Source organism: Nodosilinea sp. P-1105 (assembly GCF_012911975.1).
In the GTDB taxonomy this organism is placed as follows: domain Bacteria; phylum Cyanobacteriota; class Cyanobacteriia; order Phormidesmidales; family Phormidesmidaceae; genus Nodosilinea.
In genome coordinates this window covers 1-20740 of the sequence record NZ_SMDQ01000029.1, presented here as the reverse complement: position 1 = coordinate 20740, position 20740 = coordinate 1, and the positions used below count along the sequence as shown (strand labels likewise).

The window sequence follows — 20740 nt, the reverse complement described above, 5'->3', positions numbered from 1 at the left end:
ACGAGTAGGCCACTGGGAATGGCTGATGTTTTACTGTGGTCTAAGACCTTCTACCTGGGGTGATCATCCGCAGGGGGCCATTCTAAGACCCAATTACCGAGCAGGCCAGTACGAAAGTCATTGAGCATCCGCTTGGCGGTGCGCTCACGGTCATCTTGAAATTTTTGGGCCGCCACCTGGGCCACAAACCCTTCCCCGGTGTACTCATCTAACGACAATCCGTAGCGGTCTTGCAGGATGGAGATATAGCGATCGGCAGATTGGTTCTGCTGCATGGCTTTGAGTAAATCTATAAATCCAGCAACCGTGCGCTGGGTGTCGTAGGCGGCTTCCCCAATGTCGTCGCAAATGGCCAGCTTCAGAGCCGCATCTTGATCCTCTAACCGGGAGGGAATCACCCCTGGGGCATCCAACAAATCTAGATCCCCCGATAGGCGAATCCATCGCAGTTGGCGGGTAATTCCTGCTCGCCGGGCACTGGCGACTACTTTGCGCTTCAGCAGTCGGTTAATCAAGGCTGACTTGCCCACATTGGGGAAGCCAATCACCACGGCTCGTACGGGGCGAGGCTTCATCCCTCGGGCTTGACGCCGTTGATTGACCGCAGCACCCGCCTCACGGGCGGCGTTGGCGATCGCGTTTACCCCCTGCCCATGTTGGCCATTGCTGAAGTAGGGCACCTGCCCTTGCTGGCGAAACCACTTATCCCAAGCGGTTTTGGCTGCCTCAGAGATCATATCCACCCGGTTTATGACTAAAACCCGAGGCTTATCCCCGACCCAGGTGTCAACCTTGGGGTGACGGGTGGCCAGGGGAATCCGTGCATCCCGCACTTCTAACACCACATCCACCCGACTGAGTTGATCGACCAGGGCGCGCTCTGCCTTGGCGATATGGCCGGGGTACCACTGGATGTCGGGGGTGGGCATGGGGTGGGGGGATGATGGGGGGATGGGGGAATGGGGGGATGGGGTGGGGGAGGGTGGGTAGATGGGTGGATGCGTAGGGGCGGGCCTGTGTGTCCGCCCTGGCGGGGGAGTGGGGGAGATGGGGGAGTGGGGGAGTGGGGGGGATGGGGGGGTTTTGGGTTTTGGATTTTGGTTCTTTAATCCCATCATACTGGCAGGGCTGACTATCTCGTGCCTGAGCTGATGCCCTCAGCCAGGGTAGCTGTGGGTTGGTGCTCAGGATTAGGTGAGTTCCAGGCGATCGCCGCCGCCGTGCAACAGTGACACCATCAGGGTCATATATTCCCGCAGGTGGCGGGTGAGGAGAAAGTTTTCGCGCACAAACTCCTGGGCTTTGTGGCCAAACTCCGTGATTTTGTCGGGCTGGTTTAATAGGTAACGAATCCGCAGGGCGGCTCCTTCGGGGGTATTGACCAGAAACCCGGTGTGGTAGTTCACGACTTGCAGGCGAATGCCGCCAGTGTCGCCACCAATGACGGGCTTTCCTTTCCACATGGCTTCGGTGACCGTCAGGCCAAAGCCTTCCCGGGTTGATTTTTGCATGACAATATCAGCGGCCCGCTGCAGGGCGTTGATGGTGCGATTGGCATCGGGGGGCAGCATCAGAATATGGATGTCGGGGTCGTGGTTGGCTTCGGCTTTGACCTCTTGCAGCACCAGGACTCCTTCCGGGTCGTCGTCGGCACTGCCCCCAGCCAGCACCAATTGCAGATCGGGGTGAAATTTGGTGGCCATTTTATAGGCCCGAATCACCCCCACCGGGTCTTTAAACCGGTCATATCGAGAGACTTGCACCACCAGGGGGCGATCGGGGTCAATCTGAAACTGCCGCAGCACCTCTCGGACTTCCTCTGGGGGCAGGTCGATGTTTTTGTCGCTGAGGGGGTCGATGCTGGGGGAAATGATGTACTCCGGGTGGGGCAGGGCCTGGGCAAAGGCCGGTAGAGAAAAGATGCTGGCTTCGTAGGGCTCAATGAAGGGGCGCAAAAACTTCCACACGGGTCGGTAAGGATGGCTGGCGTCAATGTGGCAACGCCAGATCCAGTGCCCCTGGCGATCGGGACAGAGGGACAGTTGGGGGGCTGGCTGCGGATCGTGGATAAAAACGAAGTCGGCGTCTACCAGATGCGATCGCAGCCGTTCGGCATTCTCCCGATTGATCGCTTCGTAGTGCTCCAACAGCCCGTGGGGCAGGGACACCTGGTTCCCTTGCAGCGCATTGTGCATCCCCTTTGTGCATTGGAAAAAAGGTTCATCACCGGTAATCACCTGCCAGTCGGTGTTGAGCTCTAGCTCCTGCATCAGGGGCACAAGCTTGGTCAAAATTTCGGCCACACCCCCCCCGAGCTTAGTGGAGTTGACATGCACCACCGACTTGCCCCGCAAGGGTTTGGCCAATTGTTGTAGTTGATCAATCACATCGTCGCCCACAATCTGGGCGTACTGCTCCAAAATACTCATGGCTGGTTCCCCGGACAGTACTGTTTAAAGGCGGTAGCAAGCTGGTGACGAATGGTGGTCAAGCCATTGAAGTAAGGGTCGATAGCAGCCAGGTGATGGTTGAGTTCGGCGTAGCGATCGCCCCAGCAGGTCAACCAAAAGCGAAAATCGTCCTGGCTTACGGGTAAACGCCGCCGGGCATCGATGAAGTGGTAGAAGATACTGCTGGTAGACAAGTGCGGAATCAGGGTGATCAGCTCCTCTGGCTGCTCGACCCGCTTGGCCGTGTCAAACACCACAATGGTGGAGCGAATAAACTCAAAGGGTTCGGTGGCCTGGGCCCAATGCAGGTATTCCCGCTCTTCCAGGCGCTCGGCCATTACCTCCAAGAATTCCTGCCGCAGCTCTTCTAAGTCAGCGTATTCATTCGGGTCAACCATGGCCAGCCGTTCCGCCAGGGTGTCGTCGTGTAGCCCCCGCCGAGCCCAAGAGGCGAAGTGGTTGTTGTATTCCCGTACTTCAAACTGGGGCTCTAGCAAGCTGCCCCACACATGCAGATAAATACTGTCAATGTCGATGCTGCTGAGGTGGGCTTGCAGTTCTTTCAGGGTGGTGGCTTTTTTGCCAGTGGCAATGGCCAGCAGGGCGCAGTCTTTGATGGCGAAGGCGTCTGCCGCCACGGGGGGACAGAACGGAGCATTGTCGGTAGCCATGGGCAACACCTTGACTGTCGTTGTTTCCAACATACCCAACGGGTCTGCCCCAGCTTTGAACCGTTAGCATTTCGTTAATCTCAGGTCATGTCAGCGTGAATACGCTGGATTACCTGCTAGCCCTCAAAACCTGTTCAGCCGTTAATTTCAACTCTGGGAAGGTCGGAGAGATGCTCTCTCGTTACCTCGAAGCGGCTGAATGTCATACTCTCCATCAATCAGTTCGGAACGGTTGTCATCACCATAACGAGCGAGGAACTGGTCAACGCTGGGCGGCTGTTGTTGTAGGTGCTGTTCGTTCGGCTGTGCCGTTCCAGAGGGAATCGCAAAAGCCATAGGCCTAATCCAATAACCAAGCAAACAAGTCTTTGATTGTTAGCTTTAAATCCCTTGCAAATGACGGCACAGGAATAACGTCATCTGGCTCGTCCAGTACTTCAGGCTCTTGCTTTGGAAAATAGACAAACACAGTTTGCTCATCCGGATCGATTAACCAGCCTACTTGGGTTCCATGGCGTAGACAGTGAAGAATATTTTTTATCCCCTTAGTTTGACTTTGATCAGGAGACAGGATTTCAATGGTCCAGTCCGGCGCAATAGGAAATGTGTTGGCAACCTCTCCATTCTGATCGCGGGGAATCCGATCCCAAAGAAATACTGCAATGTCAGGAACGGTTGAACGCCCCCCCAAGGTACTGCGTAGCTCAGGAAATGCCCGAGCAATACGTCTGGATTTCACCGCCCCATTGATAGCAGGTACAAGTTCTCCCTGAAGCACGCTGTGCTTTCCTTGGGGCATTGGCTTCTGTATAACTTTGCCATCAACGTATTCCCTGGCAGGCTTCGTTTCTGGCAATTGCAGGAATTCCGCCAAGGACAGTGTTTTAGATGGTGTTTGTACCATTTGGGTTGACCTCTGCATCGGCACAAAAGGTGATGGGGCGATCGCCGCACCTGACGCCATTCTAGCCTCCAGTCTGCCCATGCTAATCCCAGTTCGATAGGTAAAATGACGTGGCTGGGTTATGTTGCTCGACTCGCAGTTGAATCAGGCCGACCCTGACTCCCGGCTCAATCTAAGCGGCCTGATCAGACCAGGTTTGGGGTCGTCGCTCCAGCAGATCCAGAAATTCCGACACCACCCCATTGGTCCAGCCGAAACCAATTTCGTTGGAGCTGTAGCCGAACTGAATTTCATCGGAGACATTGGCCGAGCAACGCTCGACGTCATACTTTTCCACCAGGGTGCCGGTTTTCTCAAACTCTTGCACCGCCATGTGGACAAACTTGGCAGCGATGCGGCGGGCATCAGCACCATAGCCCGTACGCTCTAGGCCACCGACGGCAAACCATTGCAGCGGTGCCCAGCCAAAGGGGGCATCCCACTGGTTACCAGAAACATGGGTGCTGGTGAGCAGGCCACCGGGGGCTTCAAATTTTCCCAGGTTATCGACAACCCGCTTAGCCTGATGGGGAGAGGCGATCCCCGCCCACAGGGGCATGAAGGTGGTGACAAACTCGTAGGGGCGGCGCTGACCAGTATGGGGGTTGTAGTCAAAATATAGCCCGGCCTCTTCATCCCAAAGGTATTGGTCGATTAGTTGATGGCGACGCTGGGCCCGGGCGTGCCAAATTTTGGCTTCCCAATTGTGCTCCAGAATCTGATAGCACTCAGCCATGTCCTGCTCCATTTGGTAGAGCAGCACGTTGAGACAGACCGGGGCATGATGAATGATGTCGGCACTGAAGGGACCAAACCGATTGGTAATGTCAAAGCCTGACTCGCGCATGGAGCGATCGCCCTGGTAATACAGTTCGGTCAACTCGTCGGCCTCGGCGTCATAGAACAGGCTGACATCGTAATCGTCGATCGAGTGCTCTCGGAAATACTCTCGCACTCGATCGTAGTGGGTGCGACCGGCTTCATCCCGCTCGGAACTGACCACCTCAGGGGCTGGGCCATGGCCCAGGGCATGGTAATGGGAGAGCCCGGTGACTGGGTTAAAGTGGGGGGGCACCATCCAGTAGTAGTAGTAGCGCTCTAGTACTGGCAGCAGCGAGTGCAGCCAGTCGCGATCGCCCGTCTGCTCGAACACCGCCATCGCCATTAACGACAGCACTGGTGGTTGGGAGCGGTTAAGCATATAGGTGCGGTTGGCGTTGAGCACGGTGCCATAGTGCTGCACCTGGTAGATAAACTGATCCACCATGCTTTTGGCCATCAGCAGCTCCCCATCCCGCAGCAGCCCCAGCAGAATGAAATAGCTATCCCAACCGTACATTTCGTTGAACCGACCACCGGGCACCACGTAGTCGTGGGGTAGGTACAGCAGCCCGTGGTCAGTAATTTGGTCGTAGTCTGCAGGCAGCACCCGCAGTTCAATTTGGGCGAATTCGTCCTGGCTGAGTACGTTCAGCAGCGCATCTTCTACGGTGTAACGATCTTCCTGGGCCGAAATGTAGACGGGCCAAGGGGTATCGGGGGTATGGTCGATCTTCTCATCCTGAGCGGCTTCTAGCACATGGCTGAGGGAGCGCGACAGGGTCTGCCAGGAGGTCTTGATGTAGTGACGAACAGCATGAATCTGCCAGGGGGTGATCTCGCTGGCAGGGGCAGGAGCAGATATTTTCACTGGTTACAAAGCTTAACTTCTACAGTTACAGCTTAGCGGCTCTTGGCCGGAACGAGTAGAGCGGCGGGAAAGGTTTGCAAAATCTTGGCGATGGGCAACCGCGACTGATCCCGATGCTTTACATCCGTGAGGGCGTCTTGCCAGGGGCCTTTGAGGCCAGCGGGTAGCACCAGGCTGGTGTCGCCCCAGACAGCTTTGCCATAGGGGTCTTGGTCGGGGGTAATCAGACGGGTCAAAAACCGGGGCACAACGGCGATCGCGCTTTGCCCTTTATAGGTTCTAGAAAAGGCCACAATGTGATCAGCTTGTTCCCCTTCCACCGAAATCGGTTGATAATCGCCTCGCTCGAACACCGCCTGATACTGTCGCCGGGCTGCCAGGGCGCGGGTAATCAAAAACAGCTTCAGGCGACCATCATGGCGGGTCGCCTTCAGATCCCCCAGCAGGCTTTTTAGATCGGTCTGGCAACGGCGCTGAATTTCCTGCAAAAAGGACAGCCGCTCGTCATAGTTAACCGGGCGACGATTGTCTGGGTCCACCAGGCTAAAGTCCCACAGTTCGGTGCCCTGGTACAGGTCGGGCACCCCAGGGGCTGTCAGCTTCAGCAGGGTTTGGGAGAGGGAATTATAGATGCCATATTCAGCAATCTTTTGCTGGAAAGGGCAAAATTCGGTCAGGAATTTATTTTTTCCAGAGCTGTCTAAAATTCGCTCCACAAAGGTGACAAATCCCTCTTCGTACTCCGTATCCGGGCGGAGCCAGGCGGTGTACACCTTGGCTTCGCGCACCGCCTTGACCACATAGGCTTTGATTCGCTCCACAAAGGTCTGGTACTCCTGGGGATCGTCGCCAAAGGGAAAGGCCCCCACCAGGGTTTGGTAGAGAAAGTATTCGTTGTTGGGGTCGGGGATGGTGCGCTTGTGGGTCACCAGCTTATGGGACTGGTTCAACTGCTGCCAGTGCTGCACCTGCTGGTCCCACTCCTGAGGAATTTCGGACAGCACATTCAGCCGAGCGCGCACATCTTCGCTGCGCTTGGTGTCGTGGGTCGAGGAGGCGTTGAGGGTATGGGGCCATTGGGCCAGCTGCCGCTGGTTGTACTGGTGGAACTCTGCAGCGGTGACCCCAAAGGTGCCGGGATCGCCCCCCACTTCGTTGAGGGAAATCAGCCGGTTGTAGACGTAGAACAGGGTATCTTCTAGGCCCTTGGCCATCAGTGGCCCAGAAAACTGCTGAAACCGCATGGCGAAGTGCAGCCACTCGGCCTGGTCTTCCTCGGTGAGCACATCTTCGTAGTCCAGGGTTAAGACCTTTTCCACAAAGGCCAGTTCATTTTGCAACTGGGGAATCCGCTTGTGGGCTTTGGCCACCGCCTGCTGGATGTAGGCGCGATCGCGATCGCTGACCTCGGCGCTATTGATATAGGTGCAATACACCGGAAATTGCACCAGCACCTCTAAAATTGCCTTACGTAAGCCACTGAGGGTAAAGTCGCGTCCGTAGCGGTACTTTCCAGCAATGCCCTTGAGCAAATGGCCCAGATTATCCACATCCCCCACCAAATTGGTAGCGGCAATCAACCGTTTCTTATCCACCACCCAGGCCTCATAGTCGGGGGTGTGGACCACCTGCCGTCGGTAGATGGCATCAAAGGCCTTGGCATGGGCTCGCTGGCAAAACAGGCCATTCACCTGGTTCAAAAAGTCGTAGCCGCTGGTGCCCTGAATCGGCCAATCCTCCGGTAGGGTTTCCTCTCGCTCCAGAATTTTTTCTACCACCACGTAGATGTCGTCGCCGCATTTGGTGCGCAGCCGTCGCAGGTAATGGTCTGGGTCGTAGAGACCGTCCAGGTGGTCAATGCGCAGCCCCTGAATCTGGCCAGCTTTGACTAAATGGGCGATCAATGAGTGGGTCTTCTGGAACACCTTAATGTCTTCAATGCGCAGACAGATCAGTTCATTGACCGTAAAAAAACGGCGATAGTTGAGTTCTTCGGCTCCCACCTTCCAAAAGGCCAAGCGAAAGAACTGATCGGCAAGTAGATCGTCGAGTAAGTCGTAGCGATCGCTGCTGGTGTCGGTTTCCCCATTAAACAGAGCCAAATTGTGCTGAATAAAGTCCCGCACCGCCTCGTTGCCGTTGTACAGTTCCCATAGCAGTTCCTTGATGAACTGGGCCTGGTCCTTGCGTTCGCGCCCCGTGGTTTCACCAGACAGATTTTTGAGCATGTAGAGAATGCCCAACAGCTTCACAAAGTCGGGATCGCTGCGGCCCAGGGAGCGAGCCAGGCGATCCATATCGTGGGTCAAAAATTGAGCGTAGGACTCGATTCGCAGGGGAATCCAGAGGTCGTAGTAGTTAACAGTGAGCCCGTCTTCGTCATAGTCCAGGCTCAGCTCTCCTCGTTCCAGGCAGCGACCGTAGAAATCCCCCAATAAGGGCGCCAACAACTTGCCCCGGAAATCGTCGAAGGGGTGCTCCCACTCCACATCAAAGTAGTCGCTGTATTCAGAGTGGGGTCCATGCTCCAGAATATCCATCAACAGCGGGTTTTCGCTGTCATAAGCCATATGATTGGGGACAATATCTTGCAGCCAGCCCATACCGCGCTGCTGCACTGCCTCAATTAGCGCCCCAAAGGCCTCTTCTCCCCCCAGTTCTGGGTTGAGCTGAGTGGGGTCTACCACATCGTAGCCGTGGGTACTGCCAGCTCGGGCCTTGAAAATGGGAGAAGCGTAAATGTCGGAAATGCCCAGGGTCTGGAGGTAATCCAAGATGTCTTGGGCGGCGTCAAAGCCGAAGGTGGGGTTGAACTGGAGGCGGTAGGTGGCGAGGGGGATGTGCATGGGGGGAGGGGGAGTGGGGGAGGTGGGGAGGTGGAGGTGGGGGAGGTGGGGGAGGTGGGGGAGGTGGGGGAGTTTTGGGTTTGAATTTTGGATTTTGGATTTTGAGTTTGGGTTTGAATTTTTAATTTTGAATTTGTTCATGCAGCCCTGCTAAAGAAAAAAATTGCTGGGCTTTGCCCTTTCCGCAGGATATTGTGAACCTTCAGTCTCTTTTCGTTCTTCGTTCTGCTGCGCACGGGCTACGCCCTTCTGCCTTCTTCAATTTCTTTTATAAAGGGCAAAACTCAGGGGAGCGAGGACGATGGTTTGGGAGACTGCGATCGCGGGGGGGAGTGAGGAGCCGGGGCCTTGCCAGGCGGCGGTGGCGGAGTCAATTCCTAAATACCAGGGCTGGCGGGGGGGCGCAACCGCGATCGCGCTTTGGGTGGGGTTAAAATTCATCACCACGAGTACGGAGCCTTGGGGTAGCGATCGCTGGTAATACACCAACCCTTTGGCATCGTCATAGCCGACCTGCATATCGTCTGCCCAAGCGGGTGCTCCTAGTTTCAGCTGCTTTCGCAGGGTTAACAGTTGCTGATAATACTGCCAGAGGGTTTTATGGTGGCCTTGGTGGCGCAGATCCCAGTTCAAGGTCGATTGCTGAAACGTCGCCTCTTCGTGGGCGGGAGGTGGTTCCCCAATGGCATGGAAGTCTTTGAATTCCCGCTTTCGTCCCTGGAACACCGCCTGCACCAGGTCGGGATCCCCGTGGTCGATGAAGTAGAGAAATGGGGCAGTTTCGCCATACTCTTCCCCCATAAACAGCAGGGGCACGAAGGGGGAGGTCAAGGTCACGGCTGCCGCCAGCTTCAGGGCTTCAAAGGGCACCAGTTGGGACAGGCGTTCCCCTAACATGCGGTTACCCACCTGGTCGTGGTTTTGGGCGCAGACGACAAACTGGGTGGTGGGCAAATCGGTGGCGCTGTTACCGTGACGACGGCGACGAAAGGGGGAATAGGTGCCGTTATAAACGTAGCGATCGCGGAGGGCTTTAGCCAGCGCCTGACAGGAGCCAAAGTCCTGGTAATAGCCATTGTCTTCCTGGGTCAGCAGGGTGTGCAGGGCGTGGTGAAAGTCGTCGCTCCACTGGGCGTCGATGCCGTAGCCCCCTTGCTCTGCGGGACGCAGGATGCGACTGTCGTTCAGGTCGCTTTCGGCAATCAGGTAATGAGGTTTGTGGAGCTGGGCGGACAGGGCGGCCACGGCCTCGGCCATCTCCGCCAGCAGGTGCTTGGCCCCAAAGTCGTAAATGGCGTGGATGGCATCTAGCCGCAACCCATCAATGTGGTAGTGCCGCAACCAGTAGAGGGCGTTTTGCACCACAAACTGGCGCACCCCGTCACACCAGGCGTCATCAAAGTTGATCGCCCCACCCCAGGGGGTGTTGTATTTCTGGGTGATGTAGGGGCCATAGCAGCCGCTGTAGTTGCCTTCGGGGCCAAAGTGGTTGTAGACCACATCCAAAATCACCGCCAATCCTTGCTGGTGGCAGGCATCCACCAGGCGCTTCAGCCCTGCAGGACCGCCGTAGCTGGTTTGCACCGCGTAGGGAAAGACGCCGTCGTAGCCCCAGTTGCGCTGGCCGGGAAACTGGGCCACTGGCATGATCTCAATGGCGCTAATGCCCAGGGCTTTCAGGTCGGGCAATCGGGCGATCGCAGCCTCGAAGCTACCCTGGGGGGTAAACGTGCCCACATGCAGCTCATAGATTACGTAGTCTGGCAACGGAATGTTGCCCCAAGCCCCATCCCCCCAGTCGTAGGCGCTGTGATCCACTACCGCTGACGGGCCATGTACCCCCTGGGGCTGGTACTGGCTGGCGGGGTCGGGATAGGCGCTGTCGCCGTTGAGCCGATAGCGGTATTGGGTACCTGGGGCGACGCCATCCACAGTCACTGACCAGAAACCGCGATCGCCGGGCTTCAGGGGCACCGTCACCGCCTGAGGCAACAGCAGCTGCAACTCAACCGACTGGAGTTCTGGCCCCCACAGCCCAAATCGACAGCGCTGGTCGGCTTGCAAAACGGCTCCGATCTGCAAATCTGTATTGGCCATCATGGTTTGCCAGTAGGAGTGCTAGATACGCTACCACAACCCTACCAAGGGTCGTCGGCACTCACGATACGTCCAAAGACCGATTTAACCGATTTATTTAAAACAATGGATTTAATAGAAGTATCGACCTCGGGACATCAGCAACTTATAGCCAAAGCCCATGGAGGTTAGGGATAGAAACAGTTGCCACAAGCTGGTTGGGTTCAAGATGGCGCGGCTGCTGACAAACACACAGACAATCCCAAAGGCCACCGCCAGCCACCCCAGGTCCTTGAGGCTGGAAGGCAAAAACACAAGGGCAAACACCCCCACGCACAGAGACAGTACCGATAGATCGGCGGCAACGCCCCGCCACCAGGGATAGGCTCGGGTGGTAAAGATAATGTTGTTGCCCAGGAAATAAACCCCTAACAAAATCAAGGCAATGCCTAGGAGATATGTCAAAAATCGCATAGTGACCTCTTAAATAAAATTAGCTATAGAAGCAAACGGCGTTGATTAGAGTAGAGTCAATCAGAGTTAATCCATCGAACGCTGGCTGGACCGAGTGGGACGCATACTCCAGGCAATCAATAGGGGTACGCCAATGCCGATCGCTAGGTTAACAAACAACCACAGGTAAGACGCAGATCCGCCAAAACCTCGAATATAAAAGCCCCGCTTCAAGGACGACAGCAAGGCATCCCAGACCAGATGGGCACTCATGCCCACAGACAGGCCAATGGCCCCGTCACGCAGCAGGTTAACACCAGTCCGCTGCCACGGGCTAACGTACCGCTGCTGGCTGCACCAGAACCATCCCCCCAGCAATCCCATCGGCAACAGCACAGAATGAAACAGCCAGCTCCGGTGGATCAAGAACCGCAGGCCGGTGGCGTCATACAAAGGAATATCCCAATCAGGAACAGCCATGTAGAAGAAGGTGCCGCTAAGCAGGGGAATGCCCAGCTTGCGGAAAAAGAACAACCCGCTGGCGCCCCAAATCAGCATGATCAGGAAAATCAGCGGGTTAATCGAGCGGGCAGCCTGCTTGGCATAGCGTTCTAGCCACCACCAGAAGCCGACGCCCATGGCTAGACCGGTGACAAAGTGCAGGAGTTTGTCGAAAGAAAGGGTCATGGGCAAGGGTCATAGCAACAGGTTGCTGCAGCAAACGTTAGGGAGTGCTATGGGACTAACCCCTAGGATTCCCCATATGACTCTAATCTTTCAGCAGGTAATTCACTCAGGCGTCGCCGACGAGGCCTCATCCAGCCACTGGATGTCATCTAGCAGATGCCGTAAGGGCGCATCATCTCCGTCGCAAAGCCGCTCCCCCACAGCACCTGAGCCCGGTGACCCTGGGCCGCGCCGCTGAGTTCTTCCAATAGGCGGGTTTTGCCAATGCCCGGCTCCCCAGTCAGTAACATGACGGGTCGGGCAGTGTTTGGAGCTGTTGGTTGCCACAGCCCCTCACCCCACTGCCGCAGCACCGCCCACTCTGCCTGCCGCCCCATCAGGGGAGAGGGGGGGATGGGGAGAGGGGGTGATGGGGTGATGGGGTGATAGGGTGCTCCTACTCCCTGCCTTCCCACTCTCCCACTCATCCACTCTCCCACTTTCCCCTACCCCCTTCGACAGCACCGCCCGGGCATTGACCTTACTCACCTTGCGACCGTACACCTCGCTCAGCCGATTCCAAAACCGGGGGCCAAAGTCGCGCTGCAGGTAGTTGAGGGAATAGCCGGATGCGGCGGCGATTTGCTCATAGGTGCGGTTGTCCCAAGCACCGCGCAGTAGATCGATCTCTAGGTCGGTGAGGGAGCGATCGCAGTGGGCTTTTAACGTGGCGTTGACGGCGGCGATCGCCTGCTCAAAGTCCATAGGGGCAGTGTGCTAAGACTGAAATCTAAACCCACCAAATCTTACAACCCAAATTTTACAGCTCCAAATCTGCATAGAAGTTGGTGCAGCTATTAAGCTACGCCGGAACAATATTAGAAGGAGTTCAATCAGCTCGCTAAGGGTTAGCAACCATAGGTGAGGGAGATGAGCTGGCGCTCAAACCGTTATCCTAGATATAAGGTCAGATAAAATCTCAACCCATGACCACCCGCGAACAACTCCTCCACGAAATCAACAACGCCTCAGACTGGCTGCTAGAAGAGGTGCTTGATTTTCTGCTGTTTGCCAAAACCCGGCAACACCAGCGGGCCCCAGAACCCACCGTCACAGAATTAGCCTCACCTCAGTCTTCATCTCCTATTTGGGAAACCTTTGAAGTCTTTGCTGACACATTACCCGAATCTGTGGCCGCTACCTTACCAACCGACGGGGCTACTCAGCTGGATCACTACCTCTACGGTTCGCCCAAACGTGACGAATGAGAACCCTCTTCGCTGATACCTTCTACTGGGCTGCCCTGCTGAATCCCAAAGATCAGTGGCATCAAGAGGTACGCCGCTTTAACCAGACGCTGGGAACAGTTCAATTGGTCACCACCGACGAGGTGCTGACCGAGTTTTTAAATTTCTTTTCTGGTTTTGAGCCCCCTATCAAACAAGGGGCCGCTCAGCGAACAGAACTGATCCTGCAAAACGCTATGGTGCAAGTTATCCCCCAAAGTAGAGATACTTTCTCGTCTGGGCTAAGACTCTATAAGTCAACGCCTGGATAAAGGCTACAGCCTGACCGACTGCATCTCAATGCAGATTATGAAGTCCTTTAACATTACAGAAGTCTTGACCCACGATAAGCACTTTGCCCAAGAAGGATTTACTGTTTTGTTTTGATGCCCTTTAGTACCCTACCCGCACCATCACAAACCTTTGCGGCAGCAGACTCCATACCTAGAACCATGCTTTTCTGTAAAGACAGCCCAGCGGGGCTCTCCTATGGTTAAACCATGCGTTAAAGGAGAACCGCCATGAGCACATTTGTCTTAGTTCACGGGGCTGGGTCTGGGGCCTGGGTGTGGCACAAGGTCGCCCCCCAATTGGAGGCCCAGGGTCACAGCGTAATTACCCCCGACTTGCCCGGCCACGGCCTCAATCCCCTGCCCATGGCGGAGGTTTCCCTAGAGCGCTACGTGGACTGCGTCTGCGATATTCTCAAGGGGCAAGCCGAGCCAGTGGTGCTGGTGGGCCACAGCCTGGGCGGTGCCGTGATCACCCAGGCTGCAGAATACTGCCCCGATCGCATTCACACCCTGGTGTATCTGTCGGGCTACCTGCTAGCCCACGGCGAAAGCGCCCTGGATATTCCCAGGCCGACACCGAATCGCAGCTGCTGGCCAATGCGGTTTTTTCCGAAGACCAGCTCTCGGCCACCTTCCGGCCCGAGGCCCTGCAAGCGCTGGGCTACGCCGACTGCTCCAAGGAGGATATGGCCCTAGTGCGATGGCCCCTCAGGGCCGGTCTTTGACCATCGCTGCTGGCCCCCCAGGCTCTAGCTCCCCTGGCTACCCCTGTGCAGATCACCCCTGAGCAGGCCGGACGGGTGCCCAGGGTCTATATCACCTGTACCCAGGATAGGGTGATTGGCCCAGCGGCCCAGCGGCGCATGTACACCGCTCTGCCCTGCGAACGAGTGATTGCCATGGAGACGAGCCACAACCCCTATCTCTCGGCCCCCGAAGCGTTGGCCAATCATCTCCATGACTTGGACCACGGCGTCCCATCGGCAAAGACATTAAGATAGGTAAACACTCTATCTACCTGTCACTGGGAGCTTGATCCTGTCGTGCAACTTGCCCGTTGTCCAACCGATGATTGGACTAACCATTCCTCCCCCGGTTCTATCGTGCTCGACACCCGCGACCTCTCCAAGGTGTACGGGCGGGGCAAACAGCGGTTTGAAGCGGTGAAACAGGTCTGCTTGACCCTGCACCCAGGGGAAGTGCTGGCCTTTTTAGGCCCCAACGGGGCTGGCAAAACCACCACCATCAAAATGATCGCTGGCCTGGTGCGCCCCACCCAGGGACGGGTGGCTGTGATGGGAGAAGACCCCCACCGCCAACCCCGCGCCCTGCGCCACATTGGGGCCGTGCTAGAAGGCAACCGCAATTTGTACTGGCGTCTGACCCCGGCAGAAAATCTGGACTATTTCGGTGTCCTCCGGCAGGTGCCGCGCCAGCTGGCCCATCGTCGGGGACTAGAACTACTGGCCCGGTTTGGGCTGGAGGAAAAGCGGAATACCCCGGTGCAAAAGCTCTCCCGTGGCATGCAGCAAAAGGTGGCGATCGCCGTCGCCTTGATCCATAATCCCCGGCTGCTGCTGCTGGATGAACCCACCCTGGGGCTGGATGTGGAGGCGGGCGAAATGGTCAAAGCCCTGGTGCGCCAGATCGCCCAGGAGGGTCGCGCCATTCTGCTGACCACCCACCAGCTCGATGTGGCCGAAGAACTGGCTGACCGGGTGGCGATTATTCGCCGGGGGCGGATCATTGCCGAGCAGTCGACTGAGTCATTACTGAAGGAATTTTCGGGTTCCACCTATCACCTGGAGGTGGACGGCGAGCTTTCCCCCCAGCAGATTCACACCGTGACCCAGTTGGGGGCGACGGTGCAGGGAACGCAGCTTACCTACGCGGGCACCCCAGAAAAACTCTATGCACTGCTGGGGGCGCTGAGCCCGGTGCCGCTGGTGTCGGTGCAGCGCGATCGCGCCGACCTCACCCAGGTGTTTCTCAAACTGGTCAAAGACTAATACTGGAAGGCAGAAGTCAGAAGGATGAAGGCAGAAAGGGGACAATTCATTTACTAAGGCCTTCCAGCCGCATAAATTGGTCTACCGTTCCTGACACCCGATACCCGATACCCAACACCCGAATTAACCCACCCCTGCCCCTCCCAAGAGGGGATTACCCGACACCCGGCTTGCCATATTTCTGTCAGCCGACATTAACCCTATATTTTCCCTATGATCGATCTGCTCTACGCCGAACTCAAGCGCACCTGGATTCAGTTCATCCGCTACCCCACGGAGGTAATCTCAGGGATCGTCATCATCATGGCCGTTTTCTACGGGCTGTTTGCCAGCGCCCAGTACATGGCCGGGCCAGGGTTTGCCTTCGGCGATCGCCTCGATGCCGTGGTCCTCGGCTATGCCCTATGGACCCTAATTATTTCCGTCAACAACGACATTGCCATCAATCTGCAGATCGAAGCCGAAACCGGCACCCTAGAGCAGGTTTTTCTATCGCCCTTTGGGGCACCGCGAGTCTTTTTGGCCCGTGCCTTTGCCAGCCTGGCTCTGCGGTTGGTCATCCTGATGGTGGTGTTGCTGCTGCTGATGGGGATCTCCGGCAGTCGCCTGGCCTTTCCGCCAACATTGCTGTTGCCGCTGGCGTCGCTGCTGCTGGCTGGTTATGGTCTGGCCTTTTTGATGGGGGCAGCGGCCCTGGTGTTTAAGCGGGTACAGCAAATTTTGGGCATTTTTCAGTTCCTGCTGCTGTTTCTGCTGGCCGCCCCCCTGGAGGAAGCCACTGGCCCGATGCAGTATCTACGGTTCCTGTTACCCATGCTGCCCAGCACTGGCCTGCTGCGCGACCTGATGGCCCGAGGCCTGAGTCTGGACTGGTTTACCTACACTCTGGCCCTGCTCAACGGACTGGTCTATTTTGCCCTGGGGATGCTGGTTTTCCGCTGGGCCGAAGCCACCGCCAAGCAGCGGGGTTCCCTGAGCGGCTATTAATCGCCGATGAAAATCAGAAGACTGTTTATTTAGGCGCCACGCCCTTAGGCCAGGATTTCCATCAGCCAGCCCATCAGGGTGGTGTCGTCTTCGCTCTGAGATCGCCCCAGCGCCTCTTCCACCAGCGATAGCTCTAACCCCGGCAACACCCCCGACAATCGAATCTGTCGGCTGCCACCCTCGGCCACAGCAAAGGCCAGCACCTGCTGTTCCGCCACGTTCACCACCCAGTATTCGCCCACCCCCAGCCGTTCGTAGAGCAGTCGCTTGGCCCCCAGGTCGTCTTTGAAAGAGCTGCCGCCGATCTCAATCGCCAGGGTCGGTGGGCCAAAGACATTGACATCAATGGGTGAATTGTCTTGGGGAGGCAGCCGAAAGTCTGGCCCAATGTAGAAGGCGACATCTGGCTGGCAGCCTCGCTCTCCGGTCTTGTGGAAGCTGCCGTTGGTAAACTCGACGCACCGCAGCGCTTGCACCATAGCGAAGAGGCTGACCACTTTAGAAACAACGCTGTTTTGTCGCGCATGTCCACCACCTAAAGCCGCCATCTCAATCCTCATGTAGCCGTTGTCGAAGTAGCCTCGACCCTCGTCGTAGGGGGCGGTGTCTAAGGTGGCGACGAAGTCATCCCAGGTGGCTTTGACCCAGGTGTCGGTCTGTAGGACGGTTGACGTGGAGGGTGCCATTGCAAAATTCCCTTGGGGCAGGGTGGCCAGTGATGTTGATCCTAACCGATGCGGCGGCGGTGCTTTTACCCGGCACTGGCCTGACGCTCTCGGCAAAAACTTCACCGGGGTTTACCCTACGGAAAGCCGCTGCGCGTCTACATAGCCTCGGGGGGGTGATATTGCCGAGGGCGATCGCTCGCAGACACCTACGGACTGACAGGTGTAGTCTAAAATAATCATCCCCCAGCATCGTTATTTTTAGACCTAGAATGCTGAACCAAACCTACACCGCCCCCTTAAATAGGCTCCTGAGCTATGGCGATGCCAGAGGCTCTAGCGCCAAAGACTGGCCAAACTATGTGCAAGAACTTGGGCTGACCGCAGAGCATATCCCAGCCCTGATTCAAATGGCTGAGGATGATCAGCTGTGGAGTTTTTTCTTTGCAGACCCCGACGCCCCTGACAACGAACCTGTTGAAGAGGGCGCATTGGACCCTGATATCGCCCTGTGGGCACCCATCCATGCGTGGCGGGCGCTGGGGCAGCTGCAAGCAGCCGAAGCGGTTAAACCGCTGGCGCAGGTTCTACAGCAGCGCGATATTGACTGGTGCTGGGAAGAATTGCCCGACGTCTTTGGCCTAATTGGGGCCGAAGCGATCGCCCCCCTAGATGAACTGCTGTCAACCGACAACATTGACTACAACAGCAAAATTACGCTGGCGTCTGGGCTAACCCATATTGCCCAAGCCTTTCCCGACCAGCGCGATCGCTGTGTAGAGGTGATCACCCGGCAGCTGAGCCACTACGACAATCACCATATCTCGGTCAACGGGGCGCTGGTGCTAGCCCTATTCAAACTCAAAGCGGTGGAATCTGCTGCGGTGATGGCGGCGGCCTACGAAGCGGGGAAAGTTGACGAGATGTTTGTTGGCTCCTGGCCCAGGGTGCAGGTAGATCTTGGGCTCAAGCAGGCGTCAGACTTTACCGCCGAAGAGCTTTCTATTCACTACACCCCTGAGCAAGAAAAGCTCATGGCCAATATTCGTGCCTACGTAAATCGGCACCAGCCCAGTGCTGCTGAACTGGGGCTACCCATCAAGCGAGAGGCTTTTGGGTTCGATAAGCCTCCCAACTTTAAAGATATTGCGGCCCAGTCAGGCTCCCAAAAATTGCCGAGCAAATCTGGATTTGGCAGTGGGGCTAAATCTAGCCGCAAGCAGGGTAAAAAAAAGAAGCGATAACCGTGGGAAGCACCCCCGCTAAAGTTGTCAGAGCCCTCAAATCTATGAACCCTATCGCCGCTGAGATGTTGATCAATCTCTATGAATCGTTCATCTAAGGAGAGCGGTTGACACGCACGAGTTTGCCAGCCAGCAGAGCGGCGTCTTCAATGGTGTGATGAATGCGTTCAGCCTTTAAACTTGTCACCATCGTCCTTTACAACGACAATCCCGCCGTGTTCAGGGGTCTGCTGATGCAGGCGAATGAAGTCGCGGCGATTCAAGGTCAGCACAGCTCGTTTTTGGCTAGTGGCAAAGGCCAAAACGGCGTCATCGGGAATCTTCTGGTTGGCGTTCCCGGCCTCTTGCGCTGTGAGAACGTCGTGCTTAAGCTGCCGGAGCCGCTGAGTAGCCTGCAAGGGAAATTGTTCGTCGGCGTAGAGGGTGACCATGCCTAAGCTTCATTATTTTCGTGAATGGCCTGGTCTATTTCGTGACCGTGGGCGGCGGCATAGGCCCAGGCGTTGGCCAGATCGCTAGCGCTAATGGTGGGATAATTTTGCAGCAGTTCGGCTTCGCTGTTGCCCAAATTGCGGGCCTGCACCAGGACCCAAACGGGAATGCGGGTAGTGGCGATGCAGGCGTCGCCACCGCAGACACCGGGGGTCTTTTCGATGCCTGGCCAAGTATCGTTGCTTTGCTGAATGGAGGTCAGCAGGGTTTGCACCAAGTACCACCGATCGCTGATGGGTAGCTGCAACATCTGCTGTTGAAGTTCTTGCAGTGTCATTGAGTGCTGCTCCTAGCTGCTAATCACATTGTATTTTGCCGCTGTGCATCCAGCACCCCACCATCTTTACCATCCCTACTCCCTCGGCAAATACTTGACCATTTGGCGCTCCAGATCGGGCGATCGCCGAATGGCCTGGTTTAAGGCTTCTTCAATGGTGATGAACTGACGCTCTACAGCCGATCGCAGCATGGCATCAGCGCAATAGCTTTCAGTCGTATCCACGGTTGAGCTTCTGATGGAACAGGAGCGGTAGAGATTTAGCTGCTCCAATTGTAACGACTGCGTTGGCGTGGAAAGCGAAAGATATGGCAGGTACCGCCCCCCATCCACCCCAGCGACTAACGAGAAGCCCTAAAGCTTTCACTCTCAGCCCTACAAGATAGCACTGCACTACCCCAAGATGTTGGTCTATAGCGGCAGCGACAACGAAAAAACGATGTGTGGCAGCGGCGGTTTTGGGAACACCAAATCCCGATGCAGCCAATTGGGTGTGGCATTTAAATTGTTTGCACTACAACCCGGTGAAGCATGAGTTGGTGCGGTGCCCGCACGAGTCAGAGTTTTCGAGTTTTCGGTGGTTTATGGGTGAGGGAATGTATGGGGAGGATTGCAAGGCTATTTCATTCTAAAAATGGTCTTGAGGGTATCCAGGCCAAATTTGCAGAGTCGTTCAGCCTGAGCCATGTTGGAGAATGCGTTGGAGCGATAGAGGTTGAGGGCGAAGTTACGAACGACAGCGAAGATTTGCGGCAACTGATGCATGCGAATGCGCGAGGCATCCTCACCCTGGGTCGCATCTCGGACGTGGTGCACCTTGTTTTCGACGCCCCAATAGCCCCGAATACGCTGAGCAAAGGCTTTGATTTCATTGGTTTTGCCGTCGACCTGATAGGGCTCCAGAATCAGACCCCGCTCCACCAGATAAGCACTGACCAGTATAATTGCTGGGTGAGGGGAAGAGTCAGAATTGTCGGTCTCCAGCTGATACGACCCGCGTAAGACCTTCCCGTCGACCGCTAGGGTCTCGCCGGGTAAGGGCTCAATGCCAAAGGACCGATCTAAAGCGGCTGAATATTGCCCATAGTCCAACTTGAGGAGGACACGGCGAATGGTGCTGTAGGAGGGGAGGCGGTCCTTGGGCGGGTTGAAGAGCGCTAGGCATAGGGCCATGTGATGCCGCTTGCCAGCAGCCCGACGGACATCGGGCAGGTCAACGAAGGCTTCGAGGATCTCGATCCGCTCTACAGCAGACTCAGATCGTGAGTCGATAACAGCAGGATTTGGGGTTGGAGGCAGACGCATAAACGCTAGAACCATTGAAACTAGCCTGAAACTCTAGCATCTTTAGGCTCCCTTGAGAATGAAATGGCCCTGGGTGAAAGGGCGGAGACTGGAGAGCGGAAGGCGGAGAGCGGAGAGCGGAAGGCGGAAGGCGGAGAGTTTGAGAAACAGGATTTTTGACGCGGCCAATGACTAACCATCCTGGTTGACTGACAAATCTTGTTTCCCCTCATCCCCCAACCCCTGCTACGCACGTCCTACGGCCTACTCCCACAAGGGGCGAAGGGGAGCCGGAAAAGTAGCTTGATTTTCAAAGTCCCTCTCCCGCTCTGGGCTACTAAGTACACATAAGTCCTGTGAGACCCTTGTGGGCAGGGCTTTCCCTCCATCCCCCAGCCCCTTCCTCCC

At 56.3% G+C, this 20740-nt stretch carries 22 protein-coding genes and 1 pseudogene; 7 read left to right on the top strand and 16 right to left on the bottom strand.

What is annotated here, in order from left to right:
• Positions 1-50 precede the first annotated feature (50 nt).
• The 11 genes from ylqF to E1H13_RS13595 form a co-directional block, all read right to left on the bottom strand.
• Positions 51-929 carry a ribosome biogenesis GTPase YlqF gene (gene ylqF, locus E1H13_RS13650; RefSeq protein ID WP_169613966.1) on the bottom strand — a complete coding sequence of 293 codons (879 nt, stop codon included), beginning with the start codon at positions 927-929 and terminating at the stop codon, positions 51-53.
• A gap of 261 nt (positions 930-1190) precedes the next feature.
• Positions 1191-2429: a glycosyltransferase gene (locus tag E1H13_RS13645; RefSeq protein ID WP_169613965.1), complete on the bottom strand. Its 1239-nt coding sequence runs from the start codon at positions 2427-2429 to the stop codon at positions 1191-1193.
• Positions 2426-3121, bottom strand: coding sequence for a DUF5752 family protein (locus tag E1H13_RS13640; protein ID WP_169614000.1), 696 nt, complete (start codon positions 3119-3121; stop codon positions 2426-2428). The genes E1H13_RS13645 and E1H13_RS13640 overlap by 4 nt, the downstream gene beginning before the upstream one ends.
• Positions 3122-3461: 340 nt before the next feature.
• Complete coding sequence (locus E1H13_RS13630; RefSeq protein WP_169613999.1) at positions 3462-4025, bottom strand: Uma2 family endonuclease; 564 nt, start codon at positions 4023-4025, stop codon at positions 3462-3464.
• Positions 4026-4197: 172 nt separating this feature from the next.
• Entirely contained in the window at positions 4198-5754 is a 1557-nt protein-coding gene (locus tag E1H13_RS13625; protein ID WP_347404160.1) for a trehalase family glycosidase, read from the bottom strand.
• 32 nt (positions 5755-5786) lie between these two features.
• Complete coding sequence (gene treY / locus E1H13_RS13620) at positions 5787-8600, bottom strand: malto-oligosyltrehalose synthase (RefSeq protein ID WP_169613964.1); 2814 nt, start codon at positions 8598-8600, stop codon at positions 5787-5789.
• A 258-nt stretch (positions 8601-8858) separates the two neighbouring features.
• Positions 8859-10700 (bottom strand): malto-oligosyltrehalose trehalohydrolase, encoded by a 1842-nt coding sequence (treZ, locus tag E1H13_RS13615; protein WP_240966625.1) that lies wholly within the window; start codon positions 10698-10700, stop codon positions 8859-8861.
• A gap of 108 nt (positions 10701-10808) precedes the next feature.
• On the bottom strand, positions 10809-11150 hold the full coding sequence (locus tag E1H13_RS13610) for a hypothetical protein (RefSeq protein ID WP_169613963.1): 342 nt from the start codon (positions 11148-11150) through the stop codon (positions 10809-10811).
• 66 nt (positions 11151-11216) lie between these two features.
• Positions 11217-11816: a hypothetical protein gene (locus tag E1H13_RS13605; RefSeq protein ID WP_169613962.1), complete on the bottom strand. Its 600-nt coding sequence runs from the start codon at positions 11814-11816 to the stop codon at positions 11217-11219.
• 149 nt (positions 11817-11965) lie between these two features.
• Positions 11966-12193, bottom strand: a complete 228-nt coding sequence (locus tag E1H13_RS13600) for an ATP-binding protein (protein WP_169613961.1) — start codon at positions 12191-12193, stop codon at positions 11966-11968.
• Positions 12150-12560 carry a hypothetical protein gene (locus E1H13_RS13595; protein ID WP_169613960.1) on the bottom strand — a complete coding sequence of 137 codons (411 nt, stop codon included), beginning with the start codon at positions 12558-12560 and terminating at the stop codon, positions 12150-12152. Before E1H13_RS13595 ends, E1H13_RS13600 begins: the two co-directional genes overlap by 44 nt.
• 221 nt (positions 12561-12781) lie before the next feature.
• Here E1H13_RS13595 and E1H13_RS13590 point away from each other — a divergent pair, with 221 nt between their 5' ends.
• From E1H13_RS13590 to E1H13_RS13570, 6 genes and pseudogenes are all read left to right on the top strand, one after another.
• Positions 12782-13063: a hypothetical protein gene (locus E1H13_RS13590; protein ID WP_169613959.1), complete on the top strand. Its 282-nt coding sequence runs from the start codon at positions 12782-12784 to the stop codon at positions 13061-13063.
• Positions 13060-13468 (top strand): annotated as a pseudogene (locus tag E1H13_RS13585) (nucleic acid-binding protein). Before E1H13_RS13590 ends, E1H13_RS13585 begins: the two are co-directional and overlap by 4 nt.
• Before the next feature lie 134 nt (positions 13469-13602).
• A complete protein-coding gene (locus E1H13_RS27290) occupies positions 13603-14070 on the top strand; it encodes an alpha/beta fold hydrolase (RefSeq protein WP_240966624.1) in 468 nt (155 codons plus the stop codon).
• A 74-nt stretch (positions 14071-14144) separates the two neighbouring features.
• On the top strand, positions 14145-14375 hold the full coding sequence (locus tag E1H13_RS27285; protein WP_240966623.1) for a hypothetical protein: 231 nt from the start codon (positions 14145-14147) through the stop codon (positions 14373-14375).
• Positions 14376-14477: 102 nt separating this feature from the next.
• A complete protein-coding gene (locus tag E1H13_RS13575) occupies positions 14478-15383 on the top strand; it encodes an ABC transporter ATP-binding protein (protein ID WP_347404159.1) in 906 nt (301 codons plus the stop codon).
• Between the two features lie 213 nt (positions 15384-15596).
• Positions 15597-16370, top strand: a complete 774-nt coding sequence (locus E1H13_RS13570; RefSeq protein ID WP_169613958.1) for an ABC transporter permease — start codon at positions 15597-15599, stop codon at positions 16368-16370.
• A 44-nt stretch (positions 16371-16414) separates the two neighbouring features.
• Here E1H13_RS13570 and E1H13_RS13565 read toward each other — a convergent pair whose 3' ends face one another.
• Positions 16415-17056 carry a Uma2 family endonuclease gene (locus E1H13_RS13565; protein ID WP_169613957.1) on the bottom strand — a complete coding sequence of 214 codons (642 nt, stop codon included), beginning with the start codon at positions 17054-17056 and terminating at the stop codon, positions 16415-16417.
• A gap of 251 nt (positions 17057-17307) precedes the next feature.
• Between E1H13_RS13565 and E1H13_RS13560 the strand changes: the two genes are divergently transcribed.
• A complete protein-coding gene (locus E1H13_RS13560) occupies positions 17308-18279 on the top strand; it encodes a hypothetical protein (RefSeq protein ID WP_169613956.1) in 972 nt (323 codons plus the stop codon).
• Positions 18280-18446: 167 nt separating this feature from the next.
• Here E1H13_RS13560 and E1H13_RS13555 read toward each other — a convergent pair whose 3' ends face one another.
• The 4 genes from E1H13_RS13555 to E1H13_RS13540 form a co-directional block, all read right to left on the bottom strand.
• Positions 18447-18710: a DUF5615 family PIN-like protein gene (locus E1H13_RS13555; RefSeq protein ID WP_169613955.1), complete on the bottom strand. Its 264-nt coding sequence runs from the start codon at positions 18708-18710 to the stop codon at positions 18447-18449.
• A gap of 2 nt (positions 18711-18712) precedes the next feature.
• Positions 18713-19048 (bottom strand): DUF433 domain-containing protein, encoded by a 336-nt coding sequence (locus tag E1H13_RS13550; protein WP_169613954.1) that lies wholly within the window; start codon positions 19046-19048, stop codon positions 18713-18715.
• 75 nt (positions 19049-19123) lie between these two features.
• Positions 19124-19273, bottom strand: a complete 150-nt coding sequence (locus E1H13_RS13545; protein WP_169613953.1) for a hypothetical protein — start codon at positions 19271-19273, stop codon at positions 19124-19126.
• Between the two features lie 393 nt (positions 19274-19666).
• Positions 19667-20353: a transposase gene (locus tag E1H13_RS13540; protein WP_206070474.1), complete on the bottom strand. Its 687-nt coding sequence runs from the start codon at positions 20351-20353 to the stop codon at positions 19667-19669.
• Positions 20354-20740 lie beyond the last annotated feature (387 nt).